The sequence below is a fragment of the Halorubrum rarum genome (assembly GCF_048380895.1).
Taxonomy (GTDB): Archaea; Halobacteriota; Halobacteria; order Halobacteriales; family Haloferacaceae; genus Halorubrum.
On the sequence record NZ_JBLWMN010000001.1, the window covers coordinates 269,626 to 283,771 of the forward strand.

Genomic DNA, 14,146 nt, shown 5'->3' on the forward strand with positions numbered 1-14,146 from the left:
CCACGGGTATGCGACTGGAGGATTACTGGGGGATCGGCCCGAAGACGAGCGAGACGTTGCGCGATCGGCTCGGCGTCGACCGCTCCCTCGACGCCATCGAGTCCGCGGACGTCCGGACGCTGGTCGACGCGGGGATCCCTCGCGGACGCGCGACGCGCATCCTCCGCCGGGCGAACGGCGAAGCCGGGATGGACGTGCTCGCGACGGGCGACAGCCGATCCGTGTACGACGACCTGCTCTCGTTGGCCGCGAGCTATGCCGTGACCGACCACGCCGGCGACCGTATCCGTGTACTCACTCCGCTTACCGATCGCGAGGCGATCGCGTCCAGACTCGACGAGGTGGTCGCGGCCCGCGACGCGTGGCGGGCGCTCGACGACGTCCAGCGGGAGCGCCTCCTCGATGCGTTCGCCGAGTACGACGCGGCGGGCGGGAGCGACCGTGCGGCCGTGGAAACGGCCCTCCTGCTTCGTGACATCGGGCTCGACGGCGACACGTTCGACGGACTCGACGGGCTCGACGACGACGCCCTCCGCGACGCCGCGGGTGCGCTGGGGTACCTCCGAGGGCCGCTCGACGGAGACCCCGGCGAGCTCACGGTCGTCGACGGCGCGGACGAGGCGCTCGACCGGCGACGCGAGCGCCTCGACGCGGCGCGAGCGCTCGAGAGCTCGGCGTTCGACGTCATCGACAGCGTTCGCGATGGGTCAGTTCGTGACTTCGAGGCGTTCACCGACGGCGTCGTGTCCCACGTCGCGGGCGAAACGGGGATCGATCCGGCGACGATCCGCTCCGCGACACCCGACGAAGCGGTCGACGCGGCGGACTTCGTCTCCGGAACGCTCCGAACGCTCGTGGCCGATCTCGAGACCACGGTCAGCGATCGGGAGGCCGACGTCGCGACCGAACTCCGCAGTGCGGTCGGCGAGACCGACGGCGACGTCGACCGCGCGGTCGACGCCGTCTCGGACATCGCTGTCCACCTCTCACTCGGTCGATTCGCCGCAGAACACGACCTGGTCCGTCCGCGACTGATCGAAGACGGCCTCGCCGTCCGAAACGCGCGGTCCCTCTTCATCGGCGACGAGGTGCAACCGGTGTCGTACGGGATCGGGACGCACACGCTCGCCGACGGTGCCGGATTCAGCGGGCGGGAATCACCGCCATCGGGCGACCGTGTGAGCGTGCTCACCGGTGCAAACTCCGGCGGGAAGACGACGCTCCTGGAGACGCTGTGTACGATCGCGCTGTTGACGTCGATGGGACTTCCCGTCCCCGCCGAGGAGGCGGCAGTCGGGCGCTTCGACCGGATCGTCTTCCACCGTCGGCACGCCTCGTTTAACGCCGGCGTGCTGGAGTCGACGTTGAAGTCGGTCGTTCCGCCGCTCGTCGAGGACGGGCGCACGCTCATGCTCGTCGACGAGTTCGAGGCGATCACGGAGCCCGGTCGGGCCGCGGATCTCCTCAACGGACTCGTCGATCTGACCGTCGACCGTGCGGCGCTCGGCGTCTACGTCACGCACCTCGCCGACGACCTCAGCCCGCTGCCGGACGCCGCCCGGATCGACGGGATCTTCGCGGAGGGGCTTACGAACGACCTCGAACTCCGCGTCGACTACCAGCCCCGGTTCGGAACGGTCGGCAAGTCGACGCCGGAGTTCATCGTCTCTCGCCTCGTCGCAAATGCCACCGATCGCGGCGTCCGTGGCGGCTTCGAGCACCTCGCGATGGCGGTCGGCGAGGAGGCGGTCCAGCGAACGCTCTCGGACGCCCGATGGACCCCCGACGATGAGTGAGCCCACACGCATCCGTTCGATCGCGGTCCACCGCGAGGACGTCGCGACCGCTCTGGAGGCCTCGATCCGGACCGACAGGGAGGTCGTCCTCCGGATCACGCCGCCGTTCTCGGGGCGGATGCGGGCGCGGCTGCACGAGGCGATCGGCGGGAGCGGAATCGAAAGCGGCGGCGACGAGGTCGACGAAAGCGGCACGCACGACGGGAGCACCGACGACGAGAGCACCGACGATGGGACGATCCACGTCGATCCGCGCCGCCTCGTCGCGGACGTGCCGCCGTATCCGGAGGTCGACGAGACAACCGCGGCGTTTCCGGACGCCGACATTGAGACGCGTCGCGAGCGCCACGCCGCTGCCGTCGCCGAGTGGCGAGCGACGGTCCGCGGATCCGTCGTCGATTCCGTTACCATCGAGGCGAACGGCGGCGAGCACGCGGTCGACGTCGCCGTGCTCGGGTGAACGCCCGCCCCTACAGGACCCGGTTTCGGAGCTCCACGTCCGTCGACAGCCGCTCGACGTTGTCGGCGAGGATGTCGGCGACGCGCTCGAAGTACTCGGGCGTGTGGCCGGCGTTGTGCGGCGTGATCGTGACGTTTCCGAGCCCCCACAGCGGGTGCTCCTCGGGAAGCGGCTCGGGATCGGTGACGTCGAGTGCGGCGCTGCGGATCTCGTTGTTCCGAAGCGCGGCGACGAGCGCGTCGGTGTCGACGACGCCCCCACGGGCGACGTTGACGAGGACGGCGTCGGGGCGCATGGTCCGGAACGCGTCCGCGTCCACGAGCCCCTCGGTCGTCTCCGAGAGCGGGCAGGCGAGGACGACGTACTCCGCGTCCGCGATCGCGTCGTGGAACTCGTCGAACCCGTACACGCGGTCTGTCGGTCCGCCCTTTTCAGGCGAGTATCGAACCCCGATCGTCTCGGCGTCGAACGCGGCGAGCCGATCGACGACGGTCGTCCCGATCGCGCCGAGACCGACCACGGCGACCGTCGATCCGTACACCTCCGTCGACGGATAGCTCCGCCACTCGCGTCGCGACTGTTGACGGTACGCCCGATGGAACTCGCGGGCGTGTCCGATCATCGATCCCACGACGTACTCAGCGATGTTCGGTCCGTGGACGCCCGACGCGTTCGTGACGGCGACCCCCTGCGATTCGAACGCGGCCAGCGGGAGATGGCCGGTCCCGGCGTACACGCACGCGAACAGCTCCAGGTTCTCCGCGGCCTCGAGCGCCGACTCCTCGACGTCGAGGCCGATGGCGATACGTGCGGTTTCGAGCAGTTCACGTTCCTCCTCGGGAGTCCGCGCCAGTGAGACGTCGTACTCGGGGAGTCGGTCGCGGATCGCCGCGGTCAGTTCCGGTGCACCGACGCCGTGGATCGTCTGTCGCAACACGGCGACGTCTGGATCGCTCATGGCTCCCCCATCGACGGCGGGCGTGAAAAGGGTCCGCGTCCCGGAGGCTCCGAACGGCCATCCGATCGCGTCCGACAAACGACTTATCGGCGTGCAGCCACCAGTCTCCATATGTCCGTGACGCCGGCCGAACTCGATCCCGAGTCGCTCGTGCGCCGCTACTACGACCTCGTCGACGATGGGGCGTACGAGGCGCTGTTCCATCTGTTCACCGACGACGTCGTCTACGAACGCCCCGGACAGGAGCCCATCGAGGGGAAGGAGTCGTTCGAGACGTTCTATCGAGCGGGTCGCCCGCTCGACGACGGCACACACGAGGTCCACGCGGTCGTCGTCGAGCGCGAGAGCGAGGACGACGACCCCACCGTGGGGGTCCGCGGCACGTTCTCGGGCACCCAGCACGGCGAGCGAGTCCGATTCGGCTTCGCCGACTTCCACGAGTTCGAGGGCGACCGGATCGCTCGCCGCCACACGTTTACCGACCGCGACGAGGTGTGAGGCGTAGGGTGGAGCATGCGAGTCGGCGGCTCGACACGACGTCGGGTGACGACTCTTCGGTGACGACGGTTCGGTGCGAGAACCGAACCCGCGTCTCAGCCCCCACAAGGCTTCAGTCGCCTCAACACCGCTAACCCGTGTTTTCTCTCTATGGTCAGGTTTTTTGGCCGGCTCTCACCTTAAGAGAGCTCTATGGTATAAAGTAACCCTGATGGCTAACACAGGTTGAGAGGGTTTTCTTGCGTCATCAGTCAATTCATCAATGATCTCGAGATGGATCAAAGCTGTTGGATGCGGTCGTAGAACACCTCGTGGAACTGGTCGCCCTGTTCCAGCATCCAGTCGAAATACTCGTCCCACTCATCTTGGTTATCGAGCCGTCCGTCTCTCGCGATCCAAATGTGGCTTCGCATGTTTCCCGTTCTGGTTTCTTCTGGCTCATCCCACCGCACTTCCGTACCAAGGGCTTGTCCGATTTCGTCTTCTTGTGACTTTAGTTCCCAAAACGCCTCTTCGTCGTCGTCAATTGTCAGCGAGATATGGATTTCAGCTGGGTCGTCATCGAAGCCGAAGTAGATGTGAAATCCGGTTCTTCCAATTGGATTGCTGTAGTAATGGCGAGGTCTCGGCTTTCGCGTGCGAAGGTGTGTCGACGATTCCTCGATCACGTCGCGAAACGCGGTCCAGAACTCCTCTTGAAGTTGTCTCCTGTCAGATAGTTCACCGCCACTTCGCTGTGCTTTTGTTTTCCACTCACTTGGTTCCTCGACCGGGTTGAGTCGAATAGCAGGCTGTGAGTCACCGATTCGCCATACTTCAAGTCGAATGGCAAATAGGTTAACTGTCGATCGACTATTCCTGTTGAGCCACTCAAATGCATCCTGGTGCTCGGCGTTAAACTGGGGTGATATCCACACGATGATGTCCGCATCGACGCCTGCGGCGTAGGCGATGCATTTCCCGAGATGATCGTGATCTGACGTCTCCAGCTGGTTCTCGATGATTATCTGTCGGCCGTCGTCGACGACCTCGGCCAAGACATCTACACTATACTTGCCGACGTTCCGTTCCGTCTCGATCACCTCTAGGTCTAATCCAAGAACGTCCTCAAGATGGGAGGCTTCCTCTGACCGGATCTCGTCAGCTAACCACGGCGTAAACTGATGGGCCTCGTGCTGCCAGTAATCCCGGACGTCCTGAGATTCGAGTTGTCGAAAGTCCGTCTCCTCGAACGTTGCCATACGTGACCTCTCAAACCGCGCGTGCAAAACCGTTACCCGAGCCGATCGTTACCGAGCCCGACGCTTCGTTAGCATAGTTCGCTCATCGTGTTACGATCCCGTTTATTTGAACAGTTGAGAGATGGCCGCTCCATGGACCAGAACGATCGCGTCATCCACGTCGTGTTCGTCGCGGTGCTCGGCGAAAACCCCTCGCCATACTCCGGCGACTTCCCCAGATGTTCCATCCAGGAAAGAAGACGGATCCGATGTTCAGTGTGGTCCTCGAGTTGCCGGTCTGTGAGCTGTTCTTTCGATGGTTTCGGGACGATGGGGCCCTGTCGAAACCCGCCTTTATGACTTTAGCGATTGTATCACTTCTTGAGTAAGAACATTCAAAACCGAACCACAGCTACGAGGTTAGAAGTGTTAAGGTCCGGGTGCGAGAATCGAACCCGCGTCTCAGCCTCCACAAGGCTGAAGGATAGTCCACTACCCTAACCCGGACACGCATCGACACGTACCCCGCATTCACGGATAACCGTTACGACTCTCGGGTGGCCGTGTCATCGAGTGACGAAACCGTCGTCCCCGTCGATCCGACACCCGAATAGTCATCCCTGATCGGGTCGTTCGTTTATATATGGACCAGGAACTGGCTTCCGAGCGGGAGAAGTCCACCGATCCGGAGCCGGCAATGGATCGGTCTCCGGAGCCGGCAATGGATCGGTCGATGCTCCGCAGGCGGGCGGTGTTCGTCGTCCTCACGTTCGTCGGGATGGTGGGTGGGCTACTCGGCGGTTGGTTCGGCGCGTCCGAGTCGCTCGTCCGGATCTGTTACGGGGCGGCGTACGTCTTCGGCGGCTGGTACGGGCTCAAGGAGAGCCTCGCTGCGCTCCGAGAGCCGGCCGTCGAGATCGACCTGCTGATGGTGCTGGCCGCGCTCGGCGCGCTCGTCATCGGTGCACCGTTCGAGGGCGCGATGCTTCTGTTTCTGTTCTCGCTGTCGACGGTCCTCGAGGGATACGCGATCGGCCGATCTCGAACCGCCATCGAGTCGCTCATGGAGATCCGACCGGAGTCGGCGCGGCTGCTTCGCGACGGCGAGGAGGTCGTCGCTCCGATCGAAGACGTCGAGGTCGGCAACGTGTTCGTCGTCCGCCCCGGCGATCGACTTCCGCTGGACGGCGTCGTCATCGACGGCGAGAGCACGGTCGATCAGTCCTCGCTGACCGGCGAGTCGGTTCCGGTCGCAAAGGAGCCGGGCGACGAGGTGTTCGGCGGGACGATCAACGAGACCGGGAGCCTCGAGGTCGAGGTCACGCGGACGGTCCACGAGTCCGCCATCTCCCGGCTGATCCACCTCGTCGAGGAGGCACAGAGCAAGCGCGCACCGACCCAGCGGCTCATCGACCGGCTGGAGCAGCCGTACGTGCTCGGGGTCTTCGCGATGACCGCCGTTGCGGTCGCGCTCCCGTATTTCGTCCTCGAGCACCCGTTCGACTCGACGTTCTACCGCGCGATGACGCTCATGGTGGCCGCCTCGCCGTGTGCGGTCATCATCTCGACGCCGGCGGCCGTGCTGTCGGCGATCACCGCCGGGGCGCGTCAGGGCGTGCTGTTCAAAGGGGGCGAGTTCGTCGAGACCGCGGCCGACGTCAACGCGGTCGCGTTCGACAAGACGGGGACGCTGACTGAGGGGAACACGCGCCTCACTGACGTGGAACCTCGACAGGGAGTCACGGTCGACGGAGGCTCGGCCGACGGGGGGTCAGTCATCGACGGGGAGTCGGTCGCCGACGGCCGCTCGATCACCTCGGATCGGCTGCTCGCGGTCGCCGCCGCGGTACAGTCTCGGTCGGAACACCACCTGGCTCGCGCGACCGTCGACGAAGCCGAGGATCGCTCGCTGGACGTCCCGGACGCGGACGACTTCCAGGCCGTCGTCGGGAAGGGCGTCCACGCGACGGTTCACGGTCGAACGATCCACATCGGCAACCAGCGATACTTCGAGACCGTCATCGCCGATGCGACCGTCGACGGCCTTGATGCCGGCCTCCGGGCAGTCCGTCGCCTCGAGGCGAACGGGAAGACGAGCGTTCTCGTCGCCGAGGAGACGGACGCCGGGGTGACGGTGCTCGGCTGGCTGGCGTTCACCGACACCGTCCGAGCGGGTGCGGCGGAGACGATCCAGCGGCTCCGGGACGGCGGCGTCGAACGCGTCGTCATGCTGACGGGCGACAACGAGCGCGTCGCGCGGCATATCGCCGACGAGGTCGGGATCGACGAGGTGTACGCGGAGCTGCTGCCGGAGCAGAAGGTCGATCGGATACGGGCGCTCCAGGAGCGCTACGAGGGGGTCGCGATGGTCGGCGACGGCGTGAACGACGCGCCCGCGCTCGCGACCGCGGACGTCAGCATCGGTATGGGCGGTGCGGGTACGGACGTCGCCTTGGAGACCGCCGACGTCGTGCTCATGTCCGACGACTTGGACAAGCTCCCGTACGCGTTAGCGTTGAGCCGCGAGACACGGAAGACGCTGTACACGAACTTCGCGATCGCCTTCGGAGCGATCGCGATCATGATCGTCGCGATCCTCACCGCGGGGATCCCGCTCCCGGTCGCGGTCGTCGGCCACGAGGGGTCCACGGTCCTCGTCTCGCTGATCGGGCTGCGACTCCTCGGCTTCGAGGAGTAGGGTGAAGCGAGGAAGCTCGAACGGGTCGTGTCACGGGTTCCGCGAGGGCGAGAGAGCGACTCTACGCATTGGTCCGTCTCGGGATCGAATCGCCCATCAGGTTCGGGTGGCTATCGTATATAAACGGAATGCGACATTCCGGACAGCCGTGTGCGGTGGGCGCGCACCCGTGTGCGGTCGGCGTGCACCCGTGTGCGGTCGGCGCGCGCCCGTGAGCGGCCGTCAGGCCGCGAACGGCCTCGCGCGAGGGAGTCAGGGGCGGTCGCCGAGCGGTTCCGGCGACCGCCCCTGACGAGGCTGGGGAGGCCTGAGGTGCGGGTGCGGTGCCGTGCGGGGTGGGGCTCAAAGGGGCAGCCGCGAGGGCGAAGCCCGCCGCAGTAAGCACCGCAGCGAGCGACGCGAGCGAGGCGCGCAGCAAGGCGCGCGAGCCGTCGCGGCTGGGGCTTTGCAGGCGTTCATCGCAGAGTCCTCGATCGCTTATAAACGCCCGCCAGCAACACCCCAATTCGACTTATAAACAACCACGCCACTGATCTGGTACACCCACTCCCGCTATCGATCAAGAAGCACGCAGACTCTCATCTCTGGTGCAGTTGTCGAATTGTGAATATATAGCCGTGATAGGAGTTCTATGACACCCGCTACGCTGCCTGCGAAAACGTCGATGGAGGGCCTACGGAACGTCGACCATCGACGTGAACGTCTTTTCGGCCCACTTCACCGCGTACGGAGCACCGCGTTCGCGGTACGCCTGCGTGTCGAGCGCGGCGAACGGGGCCGGTAGATCGAGTCCGTGTCGGACCGCGGAGCAGGCATACTCCGTCGCGCTGGCGAACTCCGTCTCCCCACGTGCGACCGCTCCGGGGAGGTCCTCGAGTCGGCCCGAAAGCCTGTCGCCCGCGTCCAGCCAGGCATCGAACAGGCGGGGATACTCACGCTCCCACGACGCGAAGACGTCGCGCGTGTGGAGTCCGACCCACGCGTCGAACAGCGCGTTCGCGACCTGAAACACGTCCGCCGGACCGAGCCCCGTCACGGGGGAATCCGGACCAGCGCGAGGCTCGCCGTCGGAACGGGATGCATCGTCGGCGCTTGCGGGCCGTCTGATCGCTTCGTCGAGGTCGACGTACAGCGGTCCGAAAAAGGGAAGGAACGACTCGGGGATTCGGTCGGGCGGGACGCCGTCGGCACTGATCGCGCCGGACGAGGGTTCGATCCCGATCCGAACGAGTCGATCCGCGATGAGGAACGCGAGGAACTGCTCCGGAGTCCCCTCCGCACGGCGCTTGACGAGGATCGTGTCGGGCGTCGTCTGGGTGGTTCGGACGACGGTGCCGTCTCCCGGGAGACCGACCGTGAAGTCGGGGCCGGCGTACCGACGGAGTAGTTCCGGCGCGTCCGCCGGGAGCCAACCGTCCGGATACGAGGCAGGTCCGAGTCCGTCGACGAACAGCCCGAGGTCCTCCGCGACCGCGGGCGGAAGCGTCTCGAAGTCCGACTCCACGTCGAGGACGGGGGAGTCGGATGCGTACTCGGCCCGGATCGCCGCGAGGTCGTCGTCGAGCGCTCGCGACGAGAACATCACCCGAACACGTACGAGAGGATGATGAGAACCGAGAGGACGGTCGACACGCTGACGGTTCCGAGAACGACCTTGGTTGCCTTGCTCATGTCTCGCCGTCCGTCCGCCGGTCGCTTAAATCCACCCAGTTTCGATGAGTCCGCCGATCCGCCGTATCCCTCGATCGCCTCGTATTCCGGATGATTCGCCTTCCGGCCACCTCGCCTCTTACCCGTTTTATCCTCCGAACATCATCTCCCGTCGACGTCCACGATTTTAAGGGGATAGCACGGATACACGAAGAGTATGCGGATCCGTGACGCACTCGAATCGGACGCCGAAGCCCTTACCGCGCTCACCGGTCGACCGGAGGAGGTACTGGTCGACATGGTCCACGATCGGTCGGTCCGTGTCGCCCTCGCCGACGGAGAGACGTCGGACCATGCGGATACAAGCAGTGACGGTTCGGACGTTTCGATTTCGGGATTCATCGCCTTCGACGCTCGATCGGAGACCGTCCACGTCACCGATTTCGGCGGTCCCGAACGCGTGGTTCGGGAGCTGTTCGAGGAGCCACGGCGATTCGCGGTTCGCGAATCGATGAACGTTGAAGTCGTCGTCGCCGACGACGATTCGATCGGTATCGACGCCGTCGAGGGCGTTGGGTTCGATCGCGTCGGCTCCGGGCCGCGATTCGACGGCCGGTCAACGACGCGGTTTCGACTCGATCCGACCGAGTGAGCCGGCCAGGATCACTTCGACGATGTCCCAGTGAGCCGCCCAGGATCAGTCGAACTGCTCTTGAACGATCCCGAGCGCGTCCTCACGGTCGCCCCAGTCGACGAAGAGTGCGACGGACGTCGCGCTCGTGATCAGGTCGATGACGTTGATGCCCGACTCCGCCAACGGAGCGATGACGTTCTGGATGACGCCCGGCTGGTTGGGGAGTTCACCGCCGGTAACGCGGATGACTGCGATCGGGTCAGCAACGGTGACCGACGAGAGCGTCTCGTCATCGACGACCGCCTCGTGAAGCAGCGCCTCCGCCGTCTCCGCGACGTCGATATCGACGTAGAACGTCACCGAATCCATCCCTGACGCGACCGCATCGACGTTGATGTTCTCCTTTCGAAGCGCGTTCGAGAGCTCCGACAGGATCCCTGGCCGGTTCCGGATCGCGCGCCCCGCGACGGTGAGACACGCGAGCGGCTCCTCCCGCATGTCGATGAGGTTCTCGAACTGTCCCTCGATCCGGGTCCCCCCGGTAAGGAGGTCGCCGTGTTGGTAGTGGACGACACGAACGGCGAGCTGTTCGTTCTTGTACGACAGCGCGGACGGAGCGACGACCTCGGCACCACGGAACGAGAGGTTCCGGAGCTCATCGACCGTGATCCGACCGACGTTGCGCGCCCCCTCGACGACCCGCGGATCGCCGGTCATCACGCCTTCGACGTCGGTGATAATGACGACCTCGTCCGCCTCCATGTAGTTGCCAAGCATGACCGCGGTCGTGTCGGACCCGCCGCGCCCGAGCGTGGTGACGTTTCCATCGTGGTCCTCGGCGAGGAACCCGGTAATGACCGGGACGACGCCGTCGAGCGTCGACGCGATCGCTTCGGCACGCCTGCGCGTCTCCTCGACGTCGACCTCGCCGAGCCCGTTCGTGATGACGGGCCAGTCGGGATGGCCGGGTTCGAGGAACACCGAATCGATACCGCGCGCTGAGAGCGCGGCTTTCAACATCCGGACGCTGGTCCGTTCACCCATCGAAACGATCTCTGCACGGTCCGCCTCGTCCGTCTCGAACGTAATATCGTCGAGCAGTTCGTCGGTCGTCGACCCCATCGCGCTTGCAACGACCGCGATCTCGTGGCCCGCTTCGACCGCGTTCGCTATCGAGTCGGCCGCACGGTTGATTCGGTCTCCGCTTCCGAGACTCGTTCCACCGAACTTCGCCACTACGCGCATACAGTACCTCCAGCCGCCGTTTCAGTACCTCCAACCGCCGTTTCACTATCTGCCTCGTTCACGTCAGCCACACCGTTCGTTTCGGTCCCGGACTCGCCCCCTTGGATGGCGACACCACCGTGATCGGTAAACATGCGCCCTCGTAACAGAGGGAGCCGCATAACTGTGTCTTCTCCGTTAACAGTCAATTTAATTATGGTAATAGTATATCATCACGTGGCTGGCTCCGTTGAAATCCTCAACAGTCGATATATTTGAGTCCGATCGCGGTCAGTACAGGTGAAGTACGGATCGCTCAGTACAGCAGAAGAAATAATAATGTTGTATTTCTAGCATCTTATATGGATGGACGCGGTTCTGATGAAAAAGGGACGCTTGCCCCAATTTATCCAAGTGAGATACCGTATCTCCCGGATAACGCACGACGCTGGGTCGCTATCTTCCTGTTGGTAGCATTTATTAGTGGATTTGTCGTCTCATCCTTAATATGGATTATTGGTCTCTTCTGAATCGCTCGAGTCGCTCAGTCCCAGTCTTCAGCGACCGGCTGTTTCACGCTGTATCGTGTCTGAAGAGTGGGATCTCAACGGAGCCACGTGGCCGATTGTCAGTTACTCACGACTCAAGTAGTGTGGTTCCGCCTTTCACCTCCGTAAATGTGGTCGATCCGACGGGAGAAGCCCGGATGAGAGACGATCGGATAGGAGGACGAATGGGGAGAACTGAGTTGGTGTTTGCTACTCGTCGGAGACGCCCCATGCATCAGGCATCTCGATGACGTAGCGGCCGTCCTCCTGTAACGAGATGATATACTCCTGACGGTCGTACAGCTCCATCAGATTCAGTTCGTACTGTCCGGGGCTAACGATGCGGATACTCTCGAACTGGTCGTTGAGCTCGTCGCGAAGGTCGTCGATTCCCGGACGATCCGCCCCCGTGTCCGCCTGATCGTCGGGAGTATCAGCGGGGACATCCCGACTCGCACGGTCGAGTTCGTCGGGACTGACGACGTCGGACCTGGCGCTCGCTTGAGCGGTGTCTTCGGCATCGGTGTCGGCGAGCCGTTCGGAACCCGTCACTTTCGAGTCCGAAGCGTCCGACTCGGATGCCGTCGGAGTTCCGGATCCGGACGGATCGTTCGCGGTCGATGGCGAATCAGGCGTCTTCGCGGGAGACGGCGTGTCAGTCGAAGGCGTGTCAGTCGAAGGCGAGGGAGAATCAGGCGTTGAAGATCTGTCTTCCCGTCCGGGGGAGGTCGGCGTCTCAGACGGTGTCGTATCTGACGGTGTCGTGTCTGACGGTGTCGTCTCGGAGGGTGCGCTCCGGGATCGATCGGGACCCGTATCGGGCTCGTCGTCGAACGCTCCGTCCGGTCTGAACTGGAACTTGTTTCCTCCGCAGTCGGGACACCCCGATAACATCTCCTTGGAGCCGTCGGCGAACACGCGGCCACAGGAGGTACATTGGTGGGGCATCTACTTGCGGGAGACGAGGGTGCTGATGAGGTTCTCGTCTTTGTGGAGCGTCTCGATCCTGTTTGCGGGACCGATGACTGTGAGTTTCTTCGTCGACTCTCGACCCATCAGTTTGTCGAGGAAGCTCTGATTCGATGCCTCCGCTTTGGGATACGTCTCGATCTCGATCCCGGTGAAGTCGTCGGGGCTGATCTCCGTCATCGTCACCTCGATCAGTTTCGACTCCTCGTCCGGCGAGAGACCCTCCTCGAGAATGACGATGTTCCCGTCACGGACGCCGTCGAGGATGAGCCGGATCTTCTCCATGCCCGTGAGTCCCTCCATCCGGGCACCGCTTATCATGTCGATCCGGACGCCGTCGTCCGAGTCGTCGTTCGGACCGTTTCCGTCTCCAGGTCCGTTGCCGTCGCCATCGACGCCCGGTCTTGCCCCAGGCATTATCCGAAGTACTCCGCTATCTTGCCGTATACTTCGTCCATGTTCTCGCCCTCCAGAGCGGACAGCGGGATCGTCTCGTGTTGCGGGAACGCGTTCGCGATCTGTTGGACGCTCGATTCCGGGAGGTCCGTCTTGTTCGCGAGGATGAGTACCGGGAGTTCCTGTGACTCGATGATCCCGATCAGCATCGTGTTCACCTGCGTGAACGGGTCCGTCGTCGAGTCGAGCACGTAGATGACGCCGTCGACGTCCTCACGAAGCCAGTGCATCGCCTCGGCGACCCCCTCGGTCGCCTCCCGGGAGCGGCGAACGGCGTCGTCCTTCTCCATGTCGTGGTCGAGGAACTCCTTGTAGTCCACCTTGGTCGTCACACCGGGCGTGTCGACGATGTCGATCGTGACTTTCCGTCCGTCGCGTTCGATCTCGACGTTCTCCTTCCGGCGAGCGCGGCGGGTTTCGTGTGGAATGTGGCTCTCCGGCCCGACGGCGTCACCCGTCCAGTCGCGTGCGATACGGTTCGCGAGGGTCGTCTTTCCGGCGTTCGGTGGCCCATAGATCCCGATCCGCTTGGGCTCGTCGGCGGCGAACAGCCCGTCCGTGACCCGTGAAATGCTGTCTTTAAGATTTGTAAGCAGTCCCATCCTGACCTCCTGTATGTTAGTTCTCCCTGCGCGTGCGCGGGGAATCGGTTTATCGTGTAGGCGTTCCACGCCCCTCTCACTTAAGAACTGCGTCAGACGCCTCCAAATCGGCTAAAGACGGGTTGTAAGTGCTGTTCCGGGCAGTCCAACGAGATTGTTATCGGCAGCCTGAAACATCGGTGAAATGAACGGACTGCGATGTAGCTTGTGCCCGTGACCATTATCGGTAGTACCGTTAGTGTTCGTCATGCCTCATATCCGTGAGTCCGTTGCGGAACGTCCGTCTCTTCCCTCCCCCACCCCTTCGTTTCGGGTGGAACTCGTACGTTCGGGTGGTGGGTGAGTTGATCTCGAGGGTCGTTTGCCGTCTCTCCCTTTCGAACCATAGATCATACTAACGTAATTTTCTCTAATAGAGCACCGAGGGTGCTGT

The 14,146-nt window shown here is 63.7% G+C and carries 13 protein-coding genes and 1 tRNA gene; 5 read left to right on the top strand and 9 right to left on the bottom strand.

Annotated features, from left to right (window positions below):
• Positions 1 to 8: 8 nt before the first annotated feature.
• On the top strand, positions 9 to 1,796 hold the full coding sequence (locus tag ACNSN7_RS01305) for a MutS-related protein (protein WP_418280067.1): 1,788 nt from the start codon (positions 9 to 11) through the stop codon (positions 1,794 to 1,796).
• A complete protein-coding gene (locus tag ACNSN7_RS01310) occupies positions 1,789 to 2,256 on the top strand; it encodes a DUF8009 family protein (protein ID WP_418280069.1) in 468 nt (155 codons plus the stop codon). Before ACNSN7_RS01305 ends, ACNSN7_RS01310 begins: the two co-directional genes overlap by 8 nt.
• Positions 2,257 to 2,266: 10 nt before the next feature.
• Here ACNSN7_RS01310 and ACNSN7_RS01315 read toward each other — a convergent pair whose 3' ends face one another.
• On the bottom strand, positions 2,267 to 3,214 hold the full coding sequence (locus ACNSN7_RS01315) for a D-2-hydroxyacid dehydrogenase (protein WP_418280071.1): 948 nt from the start codon (positions 3,212 to 3,214) through the stop codon (positions 2,267 to 2,269).
• Between the two features lie 111 nt (positions 3,215 to 3,325).
• On the opposite strand from ACNSN7_RS01315, the gene ACNSN7_RS01320 reads away from it, so the two are divergent.
• Positions 3,326 to 3,712 (top strand): nuclear transport factor 2 family protein, encoded by a 387-nt coding sequence (locus ACNSN7_RS01320; protein WP_418280072.1) that lies wholly within the window; start codon positions 3,326 to 3,328, stop codon positions 3,710 to 3,712.
• A 278-nt stretch (positions 3,713 to 3,990) separates the two neighbouring features.
• On the opposite strand, the gene ACNSN7_RS01325 is transcribed toward ACNSN7_RS01320, so the two are convergent.
• Positions 3,991 to 4,953 (bottom strand): DUF4268 domain-containing protein, encoded by a 963-nt coding sequence (locus tag ACNSN7_RS01325; protein WP_418280073.1) that lies wholly within the window; start codon positions 4,951 to 4,953, stop codon positions 3,991 to 3,993.
• Between the two features lie 413 nt (positions 4,954 to 5,366).
• Positions 5,367 to 5,439, bottom strand: a tRNA-His gene (locus tag ACNSN7_RS01330).
• Between the two features lie 190 nt (positions 5,440 to 5,629).
• Here ACNSN7_RS01330 and ACNSN7_RS01335 point away from each other — a divergent pair.
• On the top strand, positions 5,630 to 7,630 hold the full coding sequence (locus tag ACNSN7_RS01335; RefSeq protein WP_418280210.1) for a heavy metal translocating P-type ATPase: 2,001 nt from the start codon (positions 5,630 to 5,632) through the stop codon (positions 7,628 to 7,630).
• A 673-nt stretch (positions 7,631 to 8,303) separates the two neighbouring features.
• On the opposite strand, the gene ACNSN7_RS01340 is transcribed toward ACNSN7_RS01335, so the two are convergent.
• Positions 8,304 to 9,212 (bottom strand): DUF7089 family protein, encoded by a 909-nt coding sequence (locus tag ACNSN7_RS01340; RefSeq protein ID WP_418280075.1) that lies wholly within the window; start codon positions 9,210 to 9,212, stop codon positions 8,304 to 8,306.
• Entirely contained in the window at positions 9,212 to 9,301 is a 90-nt protein-coding gene (locus ACNSN7_RS01345) for a hypothetical protein (protein ID WP_418280077.1), read from the bottom strand. The genes ACNSN7_RS01340 and ACNSN7_RS01345 overlap by 1 nt, the downstream gene beginning before the upstream one ends.
• A 196-nt stretch (positions 9,302 to 9,497) precedes the next feature.
• On the opposite strand from ACNSN7_RS01345, the gene ACNSN7_RS01350 reads away from it, so the two are divergent.
• Positions 9,498 to 9,932, top strand: coding sequence for a hypothetical protein (locus tag ACNSN7_RS01350; protein ID WP_418280079.1), 435 nt, complete (start codon positions 9,498 to 9,500; stop codon positions 9,930 to 9,932).
• 45 nt (positions 9,933 to 9,977) lie between these two features.
• On the opposite strand, the gene ACNSN7_RS01355 is transcribed toward ACNSN7_RS01350, so the two are convergent.
• The 4 genes from ACNSN7_RS01355 to ACNSN7_RS01370 all read right to left on the bottom strand — a co-directional run bounded on the left by ACNSN7_RS01355 (position 9,978) and on the right by ACNSN7_RS01370 (position 13,713).
• Positions 9,978 to 11,159: an aspartate kinase gene (locus ACNSN7_RS01355; RefSeq protein WP_418280081.1), complete on the bottom strand. Its 1,182-nt coding sequence runs from the start codon at positions 11,157 to 11,159 to the stop codon at positions 9,978 to 9,980.
• 737 nt (positions 11,160 to 11,896) lie between these two features.
• The gene (locus ACNSN7_RS01360) at positions 11,897 to 12,634 is read right to left on the bottom strand and encodes a Zn-ribbon domain-containing protein (protein ID WP_418280082.1); all 738 of its coding nucleotides are present in this window, start codon (positions 12,632 to 12,634) and stop codon (positions 11,897 to 11,899) included.
• On the bottom strand, positions 12,635 to 13,072 hold the full coding sequence (locus tag ACNSN7_RS01365; protein ID WP_418280083.1) for a DUF2073 domain-containing protein: 438 nt from the start codon (positions 13,070 to 13,072) through the stop codon (positions 12,635 to 12,637).
• A complete protein-coding gene (locus tag ACNSN7_RS01370) occupies positions 13,072 to 13,713 on the bottom strand; it encodes an Era-like GTP-binding protein (RefSeq protein WP_418280084.1) in 642 nt (213 codons plus the stop codon). Before ACNSN7_RS01370 ends, ACNSN7_RS01365 begins: the two co-directional genes overlap by 1 nt.
• Positions 13,714 to 14,146: the final 433 nt, after the last annotated feature.

What these genes read in the sequence shown, in the direction of transcription:
- ACNSN7_RS01365 (WP_418280083.1), bottom strand. Translation starts at nt 13,072, where the DNA reads ATGCCTGGGGCAAGACCGGGCGTCGATGGCGACGGCAACGGACCTGGA.
- ACNSN7_RS01310 (WP_418280069.1), top strand. Translation starts at nt 1,789, where the DNA reads ATGAGTGAGCCCACACGCATCCGTTCGATCGCGGTCCACCGCGAGGAC.
- ACNSN7_RS01320 (WP_418280072.1), top strand. Translation starts at nt 3,326, where the DNA reads ATGTCCGTGACGCCGGCCGAACTCGATCCCGAGTCGCTCGTGCGCCGC.
- ACNSN7_RS01315 (WP_418280071.1), bottom strand. Translation starts at nt 3,214, where the DNA reads ATGAGCGATCCAGACGTCGCCGTGTTGCGACAGACGATCCACGGCGTC.
- ACNSN7_RS01355 (WP_418280081.1), bottom strand. Translation starts at nt 11,159, where the DNA reads ATGCGCGTAGTGGCGAAGTTCGGTGGAACGAGTCTCGGAAGCGGAGAC.
- ACNSN7_RS01345 (WP_418280077.1), bottom strand. Translation starts at nt 9,301, where the DNA reads ATGAGCAAGGCAACCAAGGTCGTTCTCGGAACCGTCAGCGTGTCGACC.
- ACNSN7_RS01340 (WP_418280075.1), bottom strand. Translation starts at nt 9,212, where the DNA reads ATGTTCTCGTCGCGAGCGCTCGACGACGACCTCGCGGCGATCCGGGCC.
- ACNSN7_RS01305 (WP_418280067.1), top strand. Translation starts at nt 9, where the DNA reads ATGCGACTGGAGGATTACTGGGGGATCGGCCCGAAGACGAGCGAGACG.
- ACNSN7_RS01350 (WP_418280079.1), top strand. Translation starts at nt 9,498, where the DNA reads ATGCGGATCCGTGACGCACTCGAATCGGACGCCGAAGCCCTTACCGCG.
- ACNSN7_RS01360 (WP_418280082.1), bottom strand. Translation starts at nt 12,634, where the DNA reads ATGCCCCACCAATGTACCTCCTGTGGCCGCGTGTTCGCCGACGGCTCC.
- ACNSN7_RS01370 (WP_418280084.1), bottom strand. Translation starts at nt 13,713, where the DNA reads ATGGGACTGCTTACAAATCTTAAAGACAGCATTTCACGGGTCACGGAC.
- ACNSN7_RS01335 (WP_418280210.1), top strand. Translation starts at nt 5,630, where the DNA reads ATGGATCGGTCTCCGGAGCCGGCAATGGATCGGTCGATGCTCCGCAGG.
- ACNSN7_RS01325 (WP_418280073.1), bottom strand. Translation starts at nt 4,953, where the DNA reads ATGGCAACGTTCGAGGAGACGGACTTTCGACAACTCGAATCTCAGGAC.